General features: G+C 72.3%; 16 protein-coding genes. All 16 read left to right on the forward strand.

Features of this window, described 5'->3' with window-relative positions; translation table 11 throughout:
* The first annotated feature begins 304 nt into the window (after positions 1-304).
* The 16 genes from F6W97_RS02900 (at position 305) to F6W97_RS02975 (ending at position 17,461) form a co-directional block, all read left to right on the forward strand.
* Positions 305-1,909 carry a phage tail sheath family protein gene (locus F6W97_RS02900; protein ID WP_155368508.1) on the forward strand — a complete coding sequence of 535 codons (1,605 nt, stop codon included), beginning with the start codon at positions 305-307 and terminating at the stop codon, positions 1,907-1,909.
* 8 nt (positions 1,910-1,917) lie between these two features.
* Positions 1,918-2,445, forward strand: coding sequence for a phage tail protein (locus F6W97_RS02905; protein WP_155368509.1), 528 nt, complete (start codon positions 1,918-1,920; stop codon positions 2,443-2,445).
* Positions 2,446-2,564: 119 nt separating this feature from the next.
* Positions 2,565-3,113, forward strand: coding sequence for a hypothetical protein (locus tag F6W97_RS02910; RefSeq protein WP_155368510.1), 549 nt, complete (start codon positions 2,565-2,567; stop codon positions 3,111-3,113).
* Positions 3,106-3,762, forward strand: a complete 657-nt coding sequence (locus F6W97_RS02915) for a hypothetical protein (protein ID WP_155368511.1) — start codon at positions 3,106-3,108, stop codon at positions 3,760-3,762. Before F6W97_RS02910 ends, F6W97_RS02915 begins: the two co-directional genes overlap by 8 nt.
* Positions 3,759-5,033 (forward strand): Pvc16 family protein, encoded by a 1,275-nt coding sequence (locus F6W97_RS02920; protein ID WP_155368512.1) that lies wholly within the window; start codon positions 3,759-3,761, stop codon positions 5,031-5,033. The genes F6W97_RS02915 and F6W97_RS02920 overlap by 4 nt, the downstream gene beginning before the upstream one ends.
* The gene (locus F6W97_RS02925; protein ID WP_155368513.1) at positions 5,030-6,820 is read left to right on the forward strand and encodes an ATP-binding protein; all 1,791 of its coding nucleotides are present in this window, start codon (positions 5,030-5,032) and stop codon (positions 6,818-6,820) included. The genes F6W97_RS02920 and F6W97_RS02925 overlap by 4 nt, the downstream gene beginning before the upstream one ends.
* Positions 6,817-7,086 carry a hypothetical protein gene (locus F6W97_RS02930; protein WP_155368514.1) on the forward strand — a complete coding sequence of 90 codons (270 nt, stop codon included), beginning with the start codon at positions 6,817-6,819 and terminating at the stop codon, positions 7,084-7,086. Before F6W97_RS02925 ends, F6W97_RS02930 begins: the two co-directional genes overlap by 4 nt.
* Entirely contained in the window at positions 7,083-7,742 is a 660-nt protein-coding gene (locus F6W97_RS02935) for a CIS tube protein (RefSeq protein ID WP_155368515.1), read from the forward strand. Before F6W97_RS02930 ends, F6W97_RS02935 begins: the two co-directional genes overlap by 4 nt.
* Complete coding sequence (locus F6W97_RS02940; protein ID WP_230686359.1) at positions 7,739-8,089, forward strand: hypothetical protein; 351 nt, start codon at positions 7,739-7,741, stop codon at positions 8,087-8,089. The genes F6W97_RS02935 and F6W97_RS02940 overlap by 4 nt, the downstream gene beginning before the upstream one ends.
* Positions 8,082-9,212: a hypothetical protein gene (locus tag F6W97_RS02945; RefSeq protein ID WP_155368516.1), complete on the forward strand. Its 1,131-nt coding sequence runs from the start codon at positions 8,082-8,084 to the stop codon at positions 9,210-9,212. Before F6W97_RS02940 ends, F6W97_RS02945 begins: the two co-directional genes overlap by 8 nt.
* 1 nt (position 9,213) lies before the next feature.
* Positions 9,214-9,762, forward strand: a complete 549-nt coding sequence (locus F6W97_RS02950) for a phage baseplate assembly protein V (RefSeq protein ID WP_155368517.1) — start codon at positions 9,214-9,216, stop codon at positions 9,760-9,762.
* Between the two features lie 2 nt (positions 9,763-9,764).
* Complete coding sequence (locus F6W97_RS02955; protein ID WP_155368518.1) at positions 9,765-10,079, forward strand: hypothetical protein; 315 nt, start codon at positions 9,765-9,767, stop codon at positions 10,077-10,079.
* Positions 10,076-10,441, forward strand: coding sequence for a GPW/gp25 family protein (locus F6W97_RS02960; RefSeq protein WP_155368519.1), 366 nt, complete (start codon positions 10,076-10,078; stop codon positions 10,439-10,441). The genes F6W97_RS02955 and F6W97_RS02960 overlap by 4 nt, the downstream gene beginning before the upstream one ends.
* Entirely contained in the window at positions 10,438-13,056 is a 2,619-nt protein-coding gene (locus tag F6W97_RS02965; RefSeq protein ID WP_155368520.1) for a putative baseplate assembly protein, read from the forward strand. Before F6W97_RS02960 ends, F6W97_RS02965 begins: the two co-directional genes overlap by 4 nt.
* The gene (locus F6W97_RS02970; protein WP_155368521.1) at positions 13,053-15,539 is read left to right on the forward strand and encodes a putative baseplate assembly protein; all 2,487 of its coding nucleotides are present in this window, start codon (positions 13,053-13,055) and stop codon (positions 15,537-15,539) included. The genes F6W97_RS02965 and F6W97_RS02970 overlap by 4 nt, the downstream gene beginning before the upstream one ends.
* Positions 15,536-17,461: a hypothetical protein gene (locus tag F6W97_RS02975; protein WP_155368522.1), complete on the forward strand. Its 1,926-nt coding sequence runs from the start codon at positions 15,536-15,538 to the stop codon at positions 17,459-17,461. Before F6W97_RS02970 ends, F6W97_RS02975 begins: the two co-directional genes overlap by 4 nt.
* The last annotated feature ends 25 nt before the right edge of the window (positions 17,462-17,486 follow it).

Below are 17,486 nucleotides of genomic sequence, written 5' to 3' on the forward strand. Positions count from 1 at the left end.
GTCAACCGCCTCTCTGGGACACCTCGACGTGCCCGAAGACTACCGGCGGCCGGTCCGGGCGGTGAGTGTCCACTTCCCGACCGGCAGCGGCGGAACCGGTGCTGAGCTGGGCCTGCAGGCGGTCGCGGACAGCCGGTGGGGGACACCGGCGGCGTCGGGTAGCCGACCGTCGATCTTATGTATTTCCATGCGGTCGGCTGCTTACGCTACGGGCTGCCCGGGGGTGTCCGATGCCGAACGGGCGAGAGCCGAACGCCCTCAAGGCGTTACTCCGACCCATCCAGCCACCCTCACGGAGGTCGTCATGCCGGTCTCATTGAGCTATCCGGGCGTGTACGTCGAAGAGGTCTCCAGCGGCGTACGCACGATCACCGGCGTCGCCACCTCCATCACCGCGTTCGTCGGGCGCGCCCTGCGGGGGCCGACCGACGAGGACGGGCCGGTGGTCGTCAACAGCTACGCCGACTTCGAGCGGGTCTTCGGCGGGCTGTGGGTGCTGAGCCCGATGACGTACGCGGTGCGGGACTTCTTCCTCAACGGCGGTTCGCAGGCGATCATCGTGCGGCTGTTCAAGCAGCAGGGCACCGACGCGACGCACGCCGTGGTCAAGCTCGACCCGGAGGGCGGCGGCACGAAGTACGCGCTGACCGCGCGGCACCCCGGCCGGTGGGGCAACCGGCTGCGGGCGCGGGTCGACTGGGACACCCGGGACACCGCCGACACCAAGCTGTTCAACCTGTACGTCCGCGACGACCTGACCGGGGTCGTCGAGGAGTTCCGCAACGTGTCGGTCGCGCTGGACAGCCCGCGCCGGGTGGACATGGTGCTGAAGAACGAGTCCGCGCTGGTCAAGGGCGACCCGGTGGTCGCGGCCACCAAGCGGCCCGACGACCACCCCGCGCCCCTGGCCGGCGAGGACGCGTGGAAGGACAACGCGACCGCGACCAACACCAAGGTCGCCACCGCCGACGAGGTGGCCCACGACGGCGCGATCCCCAAACTCGCCGAGTACACGGCGGCGGGCAAGCGCGGGATCCGGGCGCTGGACCACGCCGACCTGTTCAACCTGCTGTGCGTGCCGCCGTACGAGCTTGACCCCGACGGCGGGACGGCCGGCAAGGTGGAGCCCGGTGTGCTCACCGCAGCCGCCGCGTACTGCGAGGAGCGCCGGGCGGTGCTGATCGTGGATCCGGTGTGGACCAAGAAGGACGACGCGGTCACCGGCGCGGGCAACTTCACCAGCAGCGTCGGCACGAACTCGAAGAACGCCGCGCTGTTCTTCCCGCGGCTCAAGCAGGCCAACCCGCTGCGGGACAACCAGCTGGAGGCGTTCGCGCCGTGCGGCGCGGTAGCCGGGGTGATCGCGCGCACCGACGCCCAGCGCGGTGTGTGGAAGGCCCCGGCCGGCCTGGACGCCGCGCTGGTGGGCGTGCCCGCGTTCGAGGTGCCGCTGACCGATGCCGAGAACGGCCAGCTCAACCCGCTGGGCGTGAACTGCCTGCGGACGCTGCCCGCCGCCGGTCAGGTGGTCTGGGGCTCGCGCACCATGCAGGGCAACGACAAGCTCGCCTCGGACTGGAAGTACCTGCCGGTCCGGCGGACCGCGCTGTTCATCGAGGAGAGCCTGTACCGGGGCACGCAGTGGGTCGTGTTCGAGCCCAACGACGAGCCGCTGTGGGCCCAGATCCGGCTCAACGTCGGGGCTTTCATGCACGACCTGTTCCGGCAGGGCGCGTTCCAGGGGCAGACGCCCAAGGACGCTTACCTGGTCAAGTGCGACCGGGAAACCACGACGCAGAACCACGTCAACAGCGGGATCGTCAACATCGTCGTCGGCTTCGCACCGCTGAAGCCCGCCGAGTTCGTCGTCATCAAGCTTCAGCAATTGGCCGGCCAGGTAGCTGCGTAGGAGGAACGATGGCCAGGTTCACGGTTAACCCGCAGCGATTCGACCCGTACAAGAACTTCAAGTTCCGGGTCCGCTGGGACGGCCGGTACGTCGCCGGGGTCAGCAAGGTCGGCGCGCTCAAACGCACCACGGAGGTCGTCGAGCACCGCGAGGGCGGCGACCCGTCGACGTCGCGCAAGTCGCCCGGTCGCACCAAGTACGAGGCGATCACGCTGGAGCGGGGCGTCACGCACGACACGGAGTTCGAGAAGTGGGCCAACCGCGTCTGGAACTACGGCTCCGGCCTGGGCATGGAGACCTCGCTGAAGAACTTCCGCAAGGACATCATCATCGAGGTGTACAACGAGGCCGGGCAGCTCGTGCTGGCGTACAAGGTGTTCCGGGCGTGGGTGTCGGAGTACCAGGCGCTGCCGGACCTGGACGCCAACGCCAACGCCGTCGCGATCCAGACGCTCAAGCTGGAGCACGAGGGCTGGGAGCGGGACTACGAGGTCGGCGAGCCGGCCGAGCCGAGCTTCACCGAGCCTGTCGGCTGACGATGACGGCCCCCGCAGCGATCGTCGCCGCGTGGGAGAGCGTGCGGTCCCTGCCGTCTGCGGCGCGGCCCGCGGCCCTCCTGCGCGCCTTCGGCAGGCAACCGCAACCATCAGTGGGTATGCGGGAAGCAGCCCTGCTGGCCGTCTACGCCGAACACTTCGGCGTCCGGCTGGACGGGCTCGCCCGCTGCCCCCGCTGCGCGACCGACGTCGAGCTCAGCGTTCCCGTCGCCGAGCTGACCTCGGCGATGCCGCCCGCGGCGCCGGTCGAGCCGCTGGTGTCCGGTGAGCTGACCGTCGACTGGCGGCTGCCGCACGACGACGACCTGGCGGCCTGCGCCGGCGCCCCGGACGGGGCGGTGCTGCTGCTGCAGCGGTGCGCGCCGACGTGCCCGCCGTCGCTGCGCGCGGAGCTGGCGGCCCGGATCGCCGCGGCGGACCCGTACGCAGACCTCACCTTCGAGCTGGTCTGCCCGCAGTGCGCGTACGCGTGGGAGGCCGCGCTGGCCGCCGCCGAGTTCGTCTGGGCGCAACTGCGCACCCACGCCCAGCGGCTGCTGCGTGAGGTCGACGAGCTGGCCCGCGCGTACGGCTGGTCCGAGCAGCAGATCTTCGCCCTGTCCCAGCAGCGCCGCGACTCCTACCTGGAACTGGTGCGCCATGGCTGACCTGTTCACCAGGCTGACCGAGCCGGGTGGCGTGCCCGGCGCGATCACCCCGCGGGTCCAGACGCTGTTCGAGGGCGACGCCGCACCGCCCGACCCGCGTGAGACCGCCGACGGCCACGAGCACGTGATCGCGGCAGGCCCCGGCACTGTGGCGACCGCGGCCCCGGTGCAGGCCGCGTCGCCGCGCCCACCGGCCGCTACACCGATCACGCCCGGCCCGCCCGCCGCTCCGCCGCCTGGCGCGGCACGGTTCGAGCACCCGCAGCGCCCGGCCCGGGTCGAGCCCACGCAGGACGCGCCACGGCCGGATGGTTTGACGCGCCACCTCGAAACGACCGCGCGCCAGGCCGAAGGCGGCGACATCGGACGGCTGCGGCCCCGGCAGGACGCGGTGCCCGCGCCAACGGCACCGATGCCGACGCGGGCCGAGCAGCGTTCAGGCGCGCAGACGTCGGACCGGCGCGCCCCGCGAGCCGAGACCGTCACCGCCCCCCAGCCACCTGCCGTCAACATCAGCATCGGGCGCATCGAGGTGCGGGCGATCCCCGCCCCGCAGCCCCCGGCCGCCGCGATCCCGGACCGGGCGGGCGAGCCGCAGGGGCTGACCCTGGCCCAGTATCTGCGCGGCGACGACGGGAGACCGCGATGAGCACCGCCCTGGCCATCGGCGCCGTCAGCGCGGTGCTGCGCAACGTCCTGGACAACGGGCTCATCGACGCCGTGCCCGCCGTCGGCAGCCCGGTCAAGGTGTCCGCCAAGGCCCCCGACCTGATCAAACTCGACGATCCGCAGGAGGGGCCGCAGCTCAACCTGTTCCTGTACCGGGTGAGCCTCAACCCCGCGTACCGCAACATGGACCTGCCGACCCGCGACAGCGGCGGCCGTCGCGTCGCCAACCCGCCGCTCGCCGTCGACCTGCACTACCTGCTCACCGCGTACGCCCGCGAGGACCTGCACGCCGAGATCCTGCTCGGCTACGGCATGCACCTGCTGCACGAGCGGCCGTTCCTGGACCGGGCCGCGATCCGCAAGGCCCTGGAGCTGAGCCCGCTGGACCCGACCGTGCTGCCCGGCCCGTTCCAGGCGCCCGCCAACGCCGGGCTCGCCGACCAGTTCGAGACGCTGAAGGTCACGTGGGAGCCGCTGGACTTCGACGGGATGTCGAAGATCTGGTCCGCGGTGCAGAAGAACTACCGGCCCAGCGCGGCATACCAGGTCAGTGTGGTCCTGATCCAGGGCGTGGAGCCGGCGGCCGACCCGCTGCCCGTGCTGACCCGGCGGCTGGTGGTCGAGCCGTCGACCGTGCCGCCCCTGCCGGCGGTCGAGCAGGCCACCGCGCCCGACGGCACCAACATCGCCGAACTCGGCGAGACGATCACCCTGCACGGCCACCACCTGGCGGGCACCGCCGCGAAGGTCACCCTGGGGCACCGGCTGCTCGCCGCCCCGCACGAGATCGCCGTCGGCGCGAACCCCTCGGCGACGGAGCTGACGTTCGCCCTGCCCGCGGCCGAGTCGGCGGGCCAGATCTGGCCCGCCGGGGTCTGGAACATCAGCGTGACCCTGATCCCGGCCGGTGAAGCCCAGCCGCGCACCACGAACGCCGCAGCCCTGCTGCTCGCACCCGTTCCGGGCGCCTCGGTCATCACCCGCGACGCGGTGACCAGACGCGTGAGTGCCCAGGTCGACGTCACCCCGCAGGTCCGGCCCGAACAGACGGCCACCGTGGCGCTCGACTCCGCGCAGGCCACGGCCGGTTTCCGGACGCTGCCCGCCGGGCAGGTCGATGCGGAGTTCGCGCCGATCCCGGCCGGGTCCGCGACGCTGCGGCTGCGGGTCGACGGCGTCGACAGCCGCTTCATCGACTACAGCGGCCCGGTGCCGGTGTTCCGCGCCGACCGGCAGGTGACAGTGCCATGACCGTCACCGAACAGCGGCTGTGGACCTCCCCCGACCAGCGCGTGCTCATCGAGGAGCTGGACCGGCTGCACGCCTGTCTGGGCGGCGAGCCCGCCGCCGAGTCCGTCCCGGCCGACGGCTCGCGGCTCGCGCAGCTCGTCGAGGTGTTCCGGCTGACCGGCTTCGAACGCGACGTGCTGCTCTGGTGCGCCGGGGCTGAACTGGACGGCAGGTTCAGCCGCCCCACGTTCGGCGCGGCGCTGGCCGCGCTCGACGCCGGGCACTGGGACGCCCTGGCACATGCCGCGCCGCTGCGGCACTGGTGCCTGGTCGACCTCGGGCCCGGACCGGGGCTGGTCGACCGGCCGCTGCGCATCGACGAACGCGTGCTGCACCACCTCACCGGGGTCACCTGCCTCGACGCCCGCCTCGACGGCATCGTCACGGCCGTGCCCGCCGGGGCCGGGCTGGTGACCCAGGCGCAGGCGGACCTCGCCGGGCAGCTCGCCGCCACCGTGGCGGCCCGGCCGGGCCGGATGACCGTGCGCCTGGACGGAGCCGACGAGCAGACCCGCGAACGGGTCGCCGGGCACGTCGCCGCCGAACTGGGCCGGCTGCTGCTGGTCGTGCCCGGCGGGCAGTTGCCTGCGGTCGGACCGGACGCGGCGCTGCTGGCCCGCCTCGTCGAACGCGAGGTGGCGCTGCTCGGCGCGCTGCCGCTGATCACCGATGCGCCGGCGGCGTTCGTGGCGCAGCTCGGCTGCCCCGTCCTGGTCACCGGGACGACGGCCGCCGACGTCGAGCGCACCGTGCCGAGCCCGACGGTGGCCGATCAGCGGGAACTGTGGCGGCAGCTGACCGGGCCCCGCGACGACATCGACGAGACCGCGGCCTCGTTCCGGTTCGAGGTCGCCGCGATCGAGACCATCGCCCGGGACCTGGAGACCGGCAGCCTGGACACCGGCGGCCTGCACCACGCCTGCCGGGTCCGGTCCAGGTCCGGCCTGGCCGAGCTCGCCGACCGCGTCGAACCGTACGCGGCCTGGGACGACGTCGTGCTGCCCCCACCCGCGCTCGACGCGCTGCGCGACATCGCCGGCCAGGTGCGCCACCGCACCCGCGTGTACGAGCAGTGGGGGATGGGCTCCCCCCGCGGCCTCGGCGTGACCGCCCTGTTCACCGGTGAATCGGGCACCGGCAAGACGCTGGCCGCCGAGGTGCTGGCCGCCGAACTGGACCTCGACCTGTACCGGATCGACCTGGCCGCCGTGGTCAGCAAGTACATCGGCGAGACGGAGAAGAACCTCAAGCGGGTCTTCGACGCCGCCGACGCCAGCGGCGCGATCCTGCTCTTCGACGAAGCCGACGCGATCTTCGGCAAGCGCGGCGAGGTGCGCGACAGCCACGACCGCTACGCCAACCTGGAGATCTCCTACCTGCTGCAGCGCATGGAGACCCACCGGGGCCTGGCGATCCTGACGACCAACCTCAAGAGCGCCCTCGACCGGGCGTTCCTGCGCCGGATCCGGTTCGTGGTGACGTTCCCGTTCCCGGACCCGGCCGCCCGCGCCCGCATCTGGCAGCGCATGTTCGGTCCCAAGGTGCCCATCGACGGCCTGGACTGGCGGCTGCTCGGCCGCCTGCAGCTGTCCGGCGGCAACATCCGCACCATCGCGCTGGGCGCGGCGTTCCTCGCCGCGGCCGCCGACGAGCCGGTCGGCATGGCGCACGTGCTCGCCGCGACCCGGCGCGAGTACGCCAAGCTCGACAAGACGCTCACCGACACCGAGATCGGGGGCTGGGCATGACGATCAACGTCACCGTCGACGAGGTGATCCTGCACGGCGTCGACCCCGGCGACCCCGAAGCGTTCCGGGCTGCGCTGCACCGCGCGCTCGCCGGGCTCGCCGCCGCGTACCAGGGCGAGTTCACCGCGGGCCGAGCCGCCGCGCTCGACGGGGCCCCGGTGCCGCTGACCGGCCCCGGCCTGGCCGACAGCGTCGCGCGTTCGGCCTTCCACAGCATCGTGCCGGCACGCCCTGCCTCGTCGGCCCAGGAAGGAACCATGCGATGAGCGCCTTTCCCGGATCGCCGCGGCTGGTCAAAGGCGGCATCGTGCTGCTCGACCCGAAGAACGCCAAGCTGCTCAAGGTGATCTCGCTGCAGTACAACCCGGACACCCTGACCCGCACCTTCCAGATCAAGGCCGCCGGCGGGGACGGTGGCGACCGGTCGCAGGCGCTGCGGCTCAAGGGAGCCGCCGTCGAGACGCTCAAGCTCGACGCCGTACTGGATGCCACCGACCAGTTGGAGTACCCCGACCAGCACCCCGATGCCGTCAAGCACGGCATCCACCCGCAGCTGGCGGTACTGGAGGCGATGGCGTTCCCGCAGAGCTCGGCGATGCTGGCCAACGACCGGCTCGCGGCCTCCGGCACCCTGGAGGTGCTGCCCGTCGAGGCGCCGCTGGCGCTGTTCGTCTGGTCCAAGAGCCGCATCCTGCCGGTGCGGCTGACCGAGCTGTCCGTGGCCGAGGAGGCGTTCGACCCGGCTCTCAACCCGATCCGGGCCCGGGTGAGCCTCGGCCTGCGCGTGCTGTCGGTCGACGACGTCGGCTTCGGCCACAAGGGCGGCGTGCTGTTCATGAACTACCTGCAGAACAAGGAATCGCTGGCGGCCAAGGCCGGCGCGGGCGCACTGTCGGCACTAGGGCTGGAGGGCATGCCGTGACCTACGACCCGTTGCAGGCGCTGATCGCGGCGGGGGCCGTGCCCGCCAACAGCTTCCCGCCCAACAGCCGCTACGCCGCGACCCCGGTCAAGGTGCACGAAGGCATCGCTTACCTGGGCCGCAGGCTGGTCCCGCAGCCGGACCGGCTCGGCACGCTCGGCGAGCACGCCGTCGTCGAAGGCGACCGCCTGGACAACCTGTCCGCGCGTTACCTGGGCGACCCCGAGCTGTGGTGGCGTATCGCCGACGGCAACCCCGCCGGACACCCCGACGAGCTGACCGCGACGGTCGGAGCCCGGCTGCGCATCACCACGCAGGAGGGCATGCCGGGGGTGCCCGATGCTTGACGGCGGGGTACGGCTGTCGCTGCTGATCGGGCCCGCGGTGCCGATCCCGGTGCCGCGCGAGGTGCTGGAGGCCGTCGACACGGTCAGCATCCAGTGCGGATCGGGGCAGGCCCAGAGCGGGTTCGAGATCACCTTCAAGCTGTCGCGGCGCTCGCCGCTGCACACGCTGTTCCTGCTGACCGGCGGCGCCACGATCCCGATCATGCGGGTGGTGATCGTGGCGACGATCCGGGGCCGGGCCGAGGTCCTGATGGACGGCGTGATGACCCACCACGAGGTACGCGACTCCGCCGGCGAGCCGACGCTGGTCGTCAAGGGCAAGGACCTGTCGGCGCTGATGGACTGGATCGAGTTCGACGGCATCCCGTACCCGGCGATGCCGCCGGTGCTGCGGGTGCTGACCGTGCTGGCCAAGTACGCCGCGTTCGGGGTGATCCCGGTGACGATCCCCAGCATGATCGAGGACGTCCCGATCCCGATCGAGTCGATCCCGCGCCACCAGGGCACCGACCTGGCCTATCTCAACCAGCTCGCCGACGAGGCCGGGTACGTCTTCTACCTGGACCCCGGCCCGGTGCCCGGCGCCAGCAAGGCCTACTGGGGCCCGGAGATCCGTGTCGGCGCGCCGCAGCCCGCGCTCAACCTCGACCTGGACACCCCGCACCGCAATGTCGAGACGCTGTCGTTCACCTTCGACAAGGAGCGCAAGGAGCTGCCGGTCGTCTGGATCCAGGAGCAGCACTCCAAGGTCCCGGTGCCGATCCCGATCCCGGACGTCACCCCGTGGAATCCGCCGCTGGGCGTGGTGCCGCCGCTGCCCCCGAAGATCAAGTTCCTGAACGAGAACGCGAAGCTCAAGCCGTGGGTCGCCCTGATGCGCGGCCTGGCCTACGCCTCGCAGCACTCGGACTCGGTGTTCGGGCAGGGCTCACTCGACGTCGCCCGCTACGGCCGGGTCCTCAAGTCCCGCGGCCTGGTCGGCGTACGCGGCGCGGGCGAGGCGTTCGACGGGCTCTACTACGTGTCCTCGGTGGACCACATGATCAGGCGCGGCGAGTACAAGCAGTCGTTCACGCTGGCCCGCAACGGCCTGCTGTCGACCCTTCCGAAGGTACCGGTGTGAGATGACGACAACGGCGAAGGCAACGGCGAAGAAGTACTACGGCAAGTACCGGGCGACGGTCATCAACAACGTCGACCCGATGCAGATCGGCCGCCTGCAGGTGATCGTGCCGGACGTCTCGCACGTCGTGCCCACCTCCTGGGCGATGCCGTGCGTGCCGATCTCGGGCATCAACAACGGCACGTTCGCGCTGCCGCTGATGGGGGCCGGCGTGTGGGTCGAGTTCGAGCAGGGCAACCCCGACCACCCGATCTGGGTCGGCGGCTACTGGGGCAACGCCGCCGAGACCCCCGTGCTGGCCAAGGCCGTGCCGCCGGGCGTGCCGGGCATCACCCTGCAGACCGCGACGCTCAACGGCATCGTCATCAACGACACCCCCGGCATCGGCGGCGTGACCATCTTCTGCCGGGGCGTGCCGATGATCGCCGTCACCGACGCCGGCATCACCGTCATGAACGGCAAGGGCGCGATGATCAACCTGGTCGGCCCGGCGGTCAGCATCGTCGGCACACCGGTGGACGTCAACGCCGGCGGACTGACGGTGGTGTGACGATGCCCGGTCCGATCGTCCACGCGGGAGCCGCGATCCTGTGCTCGCACGCCGGGGTCGCCACCCCGCTCGCCCCGAACCCGCGGGTCACCGTCAGCGGCCAGCCGATCGTCACCGTCGGCACGCCGTACGCCATCGCCGGCTGCTCGCTGACGCCCAGCGGCGTGTTCTGCCAGACCGGGACGTGGGTCGCCGGTGCGGCCCGGGTGTTCGTCATGGGCATGCCGGTGGCCGTGCAGGCCGGGGTGTCGATCTGCGGCTCGACCGGCTCGCCGCTGCTGCCGGTGATGGTCCAGCCCCGGGCGGTGGCCACATGAACGTCGGGTTCCCGTACCGCTTCGACGCCACCGGACGCACCGCCGCCGTGGACGACGAGGCGCATGTCAAGGACATGATCGCGCAGGTGCTGTTCACCAGCCCCGGTGAGCGGGTGATGCGGCCGGACTTCGGGTCGGGTCTGCTGGCGCTGACGTTCGAACCCAACAGCTTCGAGCTCGCCGCCACGACGCAGTTCCTCGTGCAGGCTTCGCTGCAGCAGTGGCTGGGCCACCTCATCGCCGTCGAGTCGGTCGAGGTGACCGGCGACGACGGGGCGCTGCGGGTGTCGGTCGACTACGTCGTCCGGCGCACCCAGCAGCGCCGGACCGACCAGTTCACGGCCCCGGGGGCGGCGGCATGAGCACCAGGTACACCTGCTGCCAGGACAGGCGCCTGCGCGTGGTCAAGGACGCCGGGCTGCTCAACGGCATCGAGTACCTCGAAGTCGCCACGGCCGGGCCGCGGCAGCGCACGCTGCTCGTCCGGCTGCTCAAGGCAGCCTCGGGCATCACCAAGGACCAGGTCACGATCGACGGCGGCGAGCGCGTCCGCACCGTCGGCGTCGAGTGGGTCGCCGCAGCGAACGCGCTGCCCGCCGGTGAGGACCCGGGCATCGTGTCCGGGCTGGCCGACCCGCAGGACGTCCTGGTGGTCCGCACGGATCAGACGGGCGACTTCTCGTACTACACGCTGCACCTGACAGCGCCCGGTGTCGACCCGGTCCTCGACGAGGTCGAGTTCACCTTCAAGGTGGACTGCGACGCCACCTGGGACTGCCGCGACGAGTGCCACTGCAACGACCAGCTTGAGCAGGCGCCGCAGCTCGACTACCTCGCCAAGGACTATGCGAGCTTCCGGCGGATGCTGCTGGACCGGCTGAGCCTGGTCTCGCCGCGCTGGCGCGAGCGCAACCCCGCCGACCTGGGCGTGGCCATGGTGGAACTGCTGGCCTACGAAGCCGACCGGCTGTCGTACCGGCAGGACGCCATCGCCACCGAGGCCTACCTCGGCACCGCCCGCAGCCGGGTCTCGCTGCGCCGCCATGCCCGCCTGGTCGACTACCGGCTGCACGACGGCTGCTCGGCGCGGGCGCTGCTGCGCTGCACCAGCGAGGGCAACGGGGTGGTCCTGGCGGCGGGCACGAAGGTGTACTCGAAGGTCGACGGGCTCAAACCGCGGCTCGACGCCGACGGCGAGCGCGCCGCGCTCAACGCGGGCGCGGCGGTCTTCGAGACCGTCGACCGCTTCGTGCTCTACGAGGAGCACAACGAGCTGCACTTCTACACCTGGGGCGACGACGAGTGCTGCCTGCCCGAGGGCAGCACCACGGCGACCCTGCTCGGCGAGCACCCGAATCTGAAAGCGGGCGACCTCCTGGTCTTCGCCGAGGTGCGCAGTCCCGTCAACGGCAAGACCGCCGACGCCGACCCGGCGCACACCTGCGCGGTGCGGCTGACCAAGGTCGAGCCGTCCAGCGACCCGTCCGGCGGCCAGTTCCTGCCGACGCCGACCGGTGACCCCGTCGCGATCACCGAGATCGCCTGGGACCGGGCCGACCGGCTGCCGTTCGCGGTGTGCGTCAGCGCCAAGGCAGCAGGCCCCGACCCGGTCAGCGTCGCGTGGGGCAACATCGTGGTCGCCGACCACGGCCGCAGCACCACCGAGCAGCTCGGCGAGGTCCCGCAGCCGCACCTGGTCTACGCCGGCGAGACCGAACACTGCGGCACCGAGCAGCGCAAGCAGGTCCCGGCCCGGTTCCGGCCGAAGCTGCGCCACCGGCCGCTGTCGCAGCGGGTCGACGTCAACCCCCGGGTGCGGGTCACCACCGACCTCGACGCCGGGGTCGTCACCGACCTGACCGCCCGCACCTTCACCACGACGGTCAAGGACTGGCTGATCAGCCACGGGGTGACGTTCCAGCACGCTCCGGTGACGGTGCGCGGCGCACACGACGAGTGGTCGGTCAGCGACGGGGCGACCGTGGTGCGGGTGCGCGCCGACGCGGGGACCCTGTCCATCCTGGATCGCCCCGTCGCCGCGGCGGCGGTGACCGCGGCGACGCCGCGCGGGGCCCGGCCGCAGATCACCCTCGACGACGGCACGCACACCTGGCAGCCGCGCTGGGACCTGCTGGCCAGCGCCGACGACGCCGAGGAGTTCGCCGTCGAGGCCGAGCACGACGGCACCGCCTACCTGCGGCTGAACAATCCCGCCTCGGGGCTGGTCTTCACCGCGGCGTACCGGGTCGGCAACGGGGTCGCGGGCAATGTCGGCGCGGGCACGCTGGTGCACGTCGCGACGACCGCCTCGGTGACGGCGGTGACGAACCCGCTGCCCGCGGGCGGTGGCCACGAGCCGGAGAGCGGCGACGAGGTCCGGCGCGACGCGCCGCAGGCATACCTGGTGCAGGAGCGGGCGGTGACCCCGGCCGACTGGGAGGAGGTCGCGGTCCGTGACGAGCAGGTGCAGCGGGCCGCCGCGACCTGGCGCTGGACCGGTAGCTGGCACACCGTGTTCCTGACCGTGGACCGGTTCGGCGGCCTGCCCGTCGACGCGGCGTTCGAGCAGGAGCAGCGGGCGCGGCTGGAGCGCTACCGGCTGGCCGGTTACGACCTTGAGCTGGACGCGCCCCGGTTCGTGCCCATCGAGCTGGGCGTGCACGTGTGCGTCGGCCCCGCCCACGCCCGCTCTGCCGTACGCAGAGAGCTGCTCAAGGCGCTGACCGGCCTGTTCCACGCCGACCGGCTCACCTTCGCCCAGCCGGTGTACCTGAGCCCGGTCTACGCCGCGGCGCAGGCCGTGCCGGGCGTGACGTCGGTGCAGGTGCACACGTTCCGCCGCCAGAACGATCCCGGCGTGACCGGAGTGGACAGCGGGGTGCTGCCGATGAGCCGGCTGGAGATCGCCCGGCTGGACAACAACCCGAACTTCCCGGAGCACGGCGTGCTGGAACTGACCCTCGGGGGTGGACGTTGAGCAGCCGACAGTGCGCCTGCGGGTGCTGCCAGGGCGTCGCGCCCGCCACCCCGGTCGAGGTGTTCAACCGCCCGGCGCTGCCGCAGGTCGCCTACCGTCCCGGCGTGTACGCGCAGTTCAAGGCGAGCCTGCAGGCCGGGCTCACCTCCGCCGACCGCCCGGCGCTGGCGGCGCTGACCACCCGGGCCGGCGACGACTTCACCATGGCGCTGCTCGACGGCGTCGCGAGCGTCGCCGACGTGCTGACGTTCTACACCGAGCGGCTCGCGCAGGAGTCCTACCTGCGCACCGCCACCGAGCGGCTGTCGCTGACGGAGCTGGGCAGGCTCGTCGGCTACCGGCTGCGTCCCGGCGTGGCCGCCGCGACCGACCTCGCGTTCCACGTCGAGCCGCCGCCACCGGCCGCCGTGTCGGCCGCGACGTCGCCGTTCCACCGGGTACGCCAGCCCGAGTCGGTGCCGATCCCCGCCGGGACCCCGGTCCGCAGCGTGCCCGGCCCGGGTGAGCAGCAGCAGGTCTTCGAGACGGTCGAGCCGATCGAGGCGAGCCCGCGGTGGAACACGCTGCGCCCGCTGCAGACCCGCAAGACGGTCGTCGGCAGCGGCCGCACGTCGCTGTACACCGCGGGCCTGGCCGCCAACCTCAAACCCGGCGATCTGCTGCTGTTCCACGGCGCGGCCGGGTTCGAGGTGCGGCCGATCGCGAGCGCCGCCCGGCAGGACAAACTCGACCGGACGCTGGTCACCTGGCAGGATGCGCTGACCGTGGCGGGTCCGCTGACGGCGTACGTGATGCGCAAGCGCCTCAGCGTGTTCGGCTGGAACGCCCCGCTGTGGAAGTCCATGGCGAAAGAGTTCAAGATCAGCTACGGGTGTGAGACCTGCGCCGACTGGCCGTCGTACTGGATCCAGCCCATGCCCTCCGGCGGCTGGGGCGACCCGGCCGACTACCCGTCACAGCCCTGGTACCTGCGCGTCGACGTCGACGGCTCCCACCCCGACCTGGGCGGCAGCCACATCGTGCTCAGCGACGGCACGGCGCACCGGCACTTCACCGTCGCGTCGCTCGCTGAGCTGTCCCGGGCCGAGTTCGCCATCTCCGGCAAGGTCACCCGCGTCAAGCTCAGCGGCTCCTACAGCCAGTACCTCACGTTCTTCGACAAGGTGCGCCAGACCACCGTGTACGCCGGCAGCGAGCAGCTGACCCTCGCCGAGGAGCCCGACACCTCACCGGTGACCGGCGGCCAGATCACCGTCAGCGGCCACGTCGCCGACCTCGAACCCGGACGCAGGCTGCTCGTCGTGGGTCAGCAGACCGAGACGGCGACGCTGCTGTCGGCGGTGAAGTCCGGACCCGACACCGTGCTGACCTTCACCCAGGACCTGGCCCACCACCACGCCCGCGACACGGTGCAGATCTTCGGCAACGTGGCCGCGGCCACCCACGGTGAGACCGTGCACCAGCTGCTCGGCGACGGGCAGGCCGCCAAGGCGTTCCAGCGGTTCGCACTCGCGCACGCGCCGCTGACGTTCGTGCAGGCCGACAACCCGGCCGGCGCGTCGTCGACCCTGGAACTGCGCGTCAACGACGTGCTGTGGACCGAGACCCCCACCCTGTACCCGGCCCGGCCCGGCGACCGCGTCTACGCCACCGCCGACACCCCGGCCGGCGCCGTCGAGGTCGGCTTCGGCGACGGCGTGCGCGGCGCACGGGTGCCGACCGGCCAGCACAACGTCCGCGCCCGCTACCGCAAGGGCACCGGCGCCGCGGGCAACCTGCCCGCGGGCGCGCTGACCCAGCTCGGCTCCCCTCCGCTCGGCGTGACCGGGGTGACCAACCCCGCGCCCGCGCTCGGCGGCGCCGACCCCGACGCCGCCGACCACGCCCGCGCCGGCATCCCCCTGTCGACGACCACGCTCGGGCGGGCGGTGTCGCTGACCGACTACGCGGACTTCTCGCGGACGTTCCCCGGAATCGCCAAGGCCGCCGCGACCGTGCTGCCCGTACGCCACGTGCGCACCATCGTGGTGACCGTGGCCGGCCCCGGCGGCACGCCCGTCCCGCAGCAGGTCCGGGCGAGGCTGGTCAACGCGCTGCACGGCTACGGCGACCCGCTGGTGCCCGTCGTCGTCGTCCCGCACCGGCAGGTGCCGTTCCAGCTGCGGATGAAGGTGCGCCGCGACCCCGCGTACGAGCTGAGCCAGGTGCTGCGCGCGGTCGCCGACACCCTCACCGCGTCCTTCGGCTTCGCCGCCCGCGACTTCGCCCGGCCCGTGCAGCAGTCCGAGGTCATCGCCGCCGCGCACCGGGCCGCCGGCGTCGTCGCCGTCGACCTGGACCTGCTCTACCGCGGCACGGCCCAGTCCCACCAGCAGCGGCTGCTCGCCGACGGCCCGCAGGCGACGCAGTCGCAGGTGTACGGCGCCGAGCTGCTGCTGCTCACCGCCGATCCGCTGACCTGGCTGACGGAGATGCCCACATGAGCGCCCGCCCCGAAACCGTCGCCCGGCTCTACGACCTGATGCCCCGGGTGTACCGCACCCGCGACGCGGGGCAGCTCGAACAGCTGATCGAGGTGATCGCCGGGCAGATCGACGTGCTGGAGGAGAGCCTCGACCAGTTCTACGACGACCAGTTCGTCGAGACCGCCGCCGCGTGGGCGGTGCCCTACCTCGGCGACCTCATCGGCTACCGGCCGCTGTCCGGCCCGTTCGGCTCGCCGCGTGCCGAGGTCGCCAACACCATCGCCTACCGGCGGCGCAAGGGCACCGCCGCGATGCTGGAGCAGCTCGCCTTCGACGTCACCGGCTGGAAGGCGCGCGCCGTCGAGTTCTTCGAGCGGCTGGCCGCCACCCAGTACATGAACCACATCCGGCCCGGCAAGGGCGGCACCCCCGACCTGCGCCACCCGGCCCAGCTGGAGTGGATCGGCACGGCGTTCGACGATTACGCCCACACGGCCGAGGTGCGGCGCATCGCCACCCGGGCCGGGCGGTACAACATCCACAACGTCGGCATCTTCCTGTGGCGCGTCGAGGCCGTCGAGCTGACCCGCAGCCCGCTCGTGCCCGACACCGGCTCGCAGCGGCGCTTCCGGTTCCACCCGCTGGGCATCGACTCACGGCTGTACGGCGCGCCGCGTACCGAGGACGAGATCGCCCACCTCGCCACGCAGCTCGACGTGCCGCTGCCGCTGACCCGCCGCTGGCTGAAGGCGCATCAGGACGCCTACTACGGCAAGGACCGCAGCCTGCTGGTCGGGCTGCTCGGCGCGGCCACCCCGGGCAAGGTGCGCTTCTGCGACCTGTCCGACGTGCCCGGCGACTGGGCGCACGCGCCTGCGCCGGGATCGGGCGAGATCGCCATCGACCCCGTCCTGGGCCGGGTCTACTTCCCGGACCCGGTCACCGGATCCGTCCGGGCCGTGGCCAACTACCACTACGGGACCGCGATGCGGATCGGCGGGGGCGGCTACGACCGGTCGCCTTCGGCCGCCGACGGTCCCGTGGTCGCCGACCCCGATCTGCAGACCGCGCTCGACCAGGTAAAAAGCGGCGGCGCGGTCGAGATCGAGGACAACGGGCGCTACGCCCAGACCCCCGTGATCACCACCGACGACGCGAAGACCGTGGTCCTGCGCGCCGCCGACCGGCACCGGCCGCTGCTGGCCGCCGCCGGACCGATCGAGCTCAAGCCCGGCAAGGACGGCGCCGTCGTGCTGGACGGGCTCATGATCAGCGGCGGGCCGCTGGTGCTCAAGGACACCGGAGACATCGCCGTACGCAAGGTGATCCTCAAGCACTGCACGCTGGTGCCGGGCCTGACCCGGACCCTGGCCAACGAACCCGGCACCCCGGCGGCGGCAAGCCTGATCATCGAGCACCCGTTCGCCGTCGTCGAGATCGACCGGTGCGTGACCGGCCCGATCACCGCCGTCGAGGGCGCCACCGTCGCCGTACGTGACAGCGTCGTCGAGGCCGCCGCGGTGGCCGACACGGCGCTGGCGGTGGCGGCGCTGAAGCTCGACGAGAGCACGGTCGTCGGCGCGATCGAGGCCGTCCGGGTGGACATCTCCAACTCGATCGTGCTCGGCACCGTCACCGCGTCGCGCCGCCAGGAGGGGTGCGTGCGGTTCAGCTTCATCACCGAGGAGTCGCTGACCCCGCAGAAGTACCGCTGCGTGTTCCAGCCGCCGCCCGACTTCACCTCGCTGCGCTTCGCCGAGCCCGGCTACGCCCAGCTGCGCGCCACGACCGCCGACGAGATCCGCCGCGGCGCGGACAACGAGAGCGAGATGGGGGTCGGCAACCACCTGTACGCGCCGCAACGCGAGGCGAACCTGCTGGCCCGCCTCGACGAGTACCTCCGCTTCGGCCTCGAGGCGGGCATCTTCTATGCAAGTTGACACAGCGACCTCAAGGACTGTCCAT

The organism is Catellatospora vulcania, assembly GCF_009720385.1.
Classification (GTDB): domain Bacteria; phylum Actinomycetota; class Actinomycetes; order Mycobacteriales; family Micromonosporaceae; genus Catellatospora; species Catellatospora vulcania.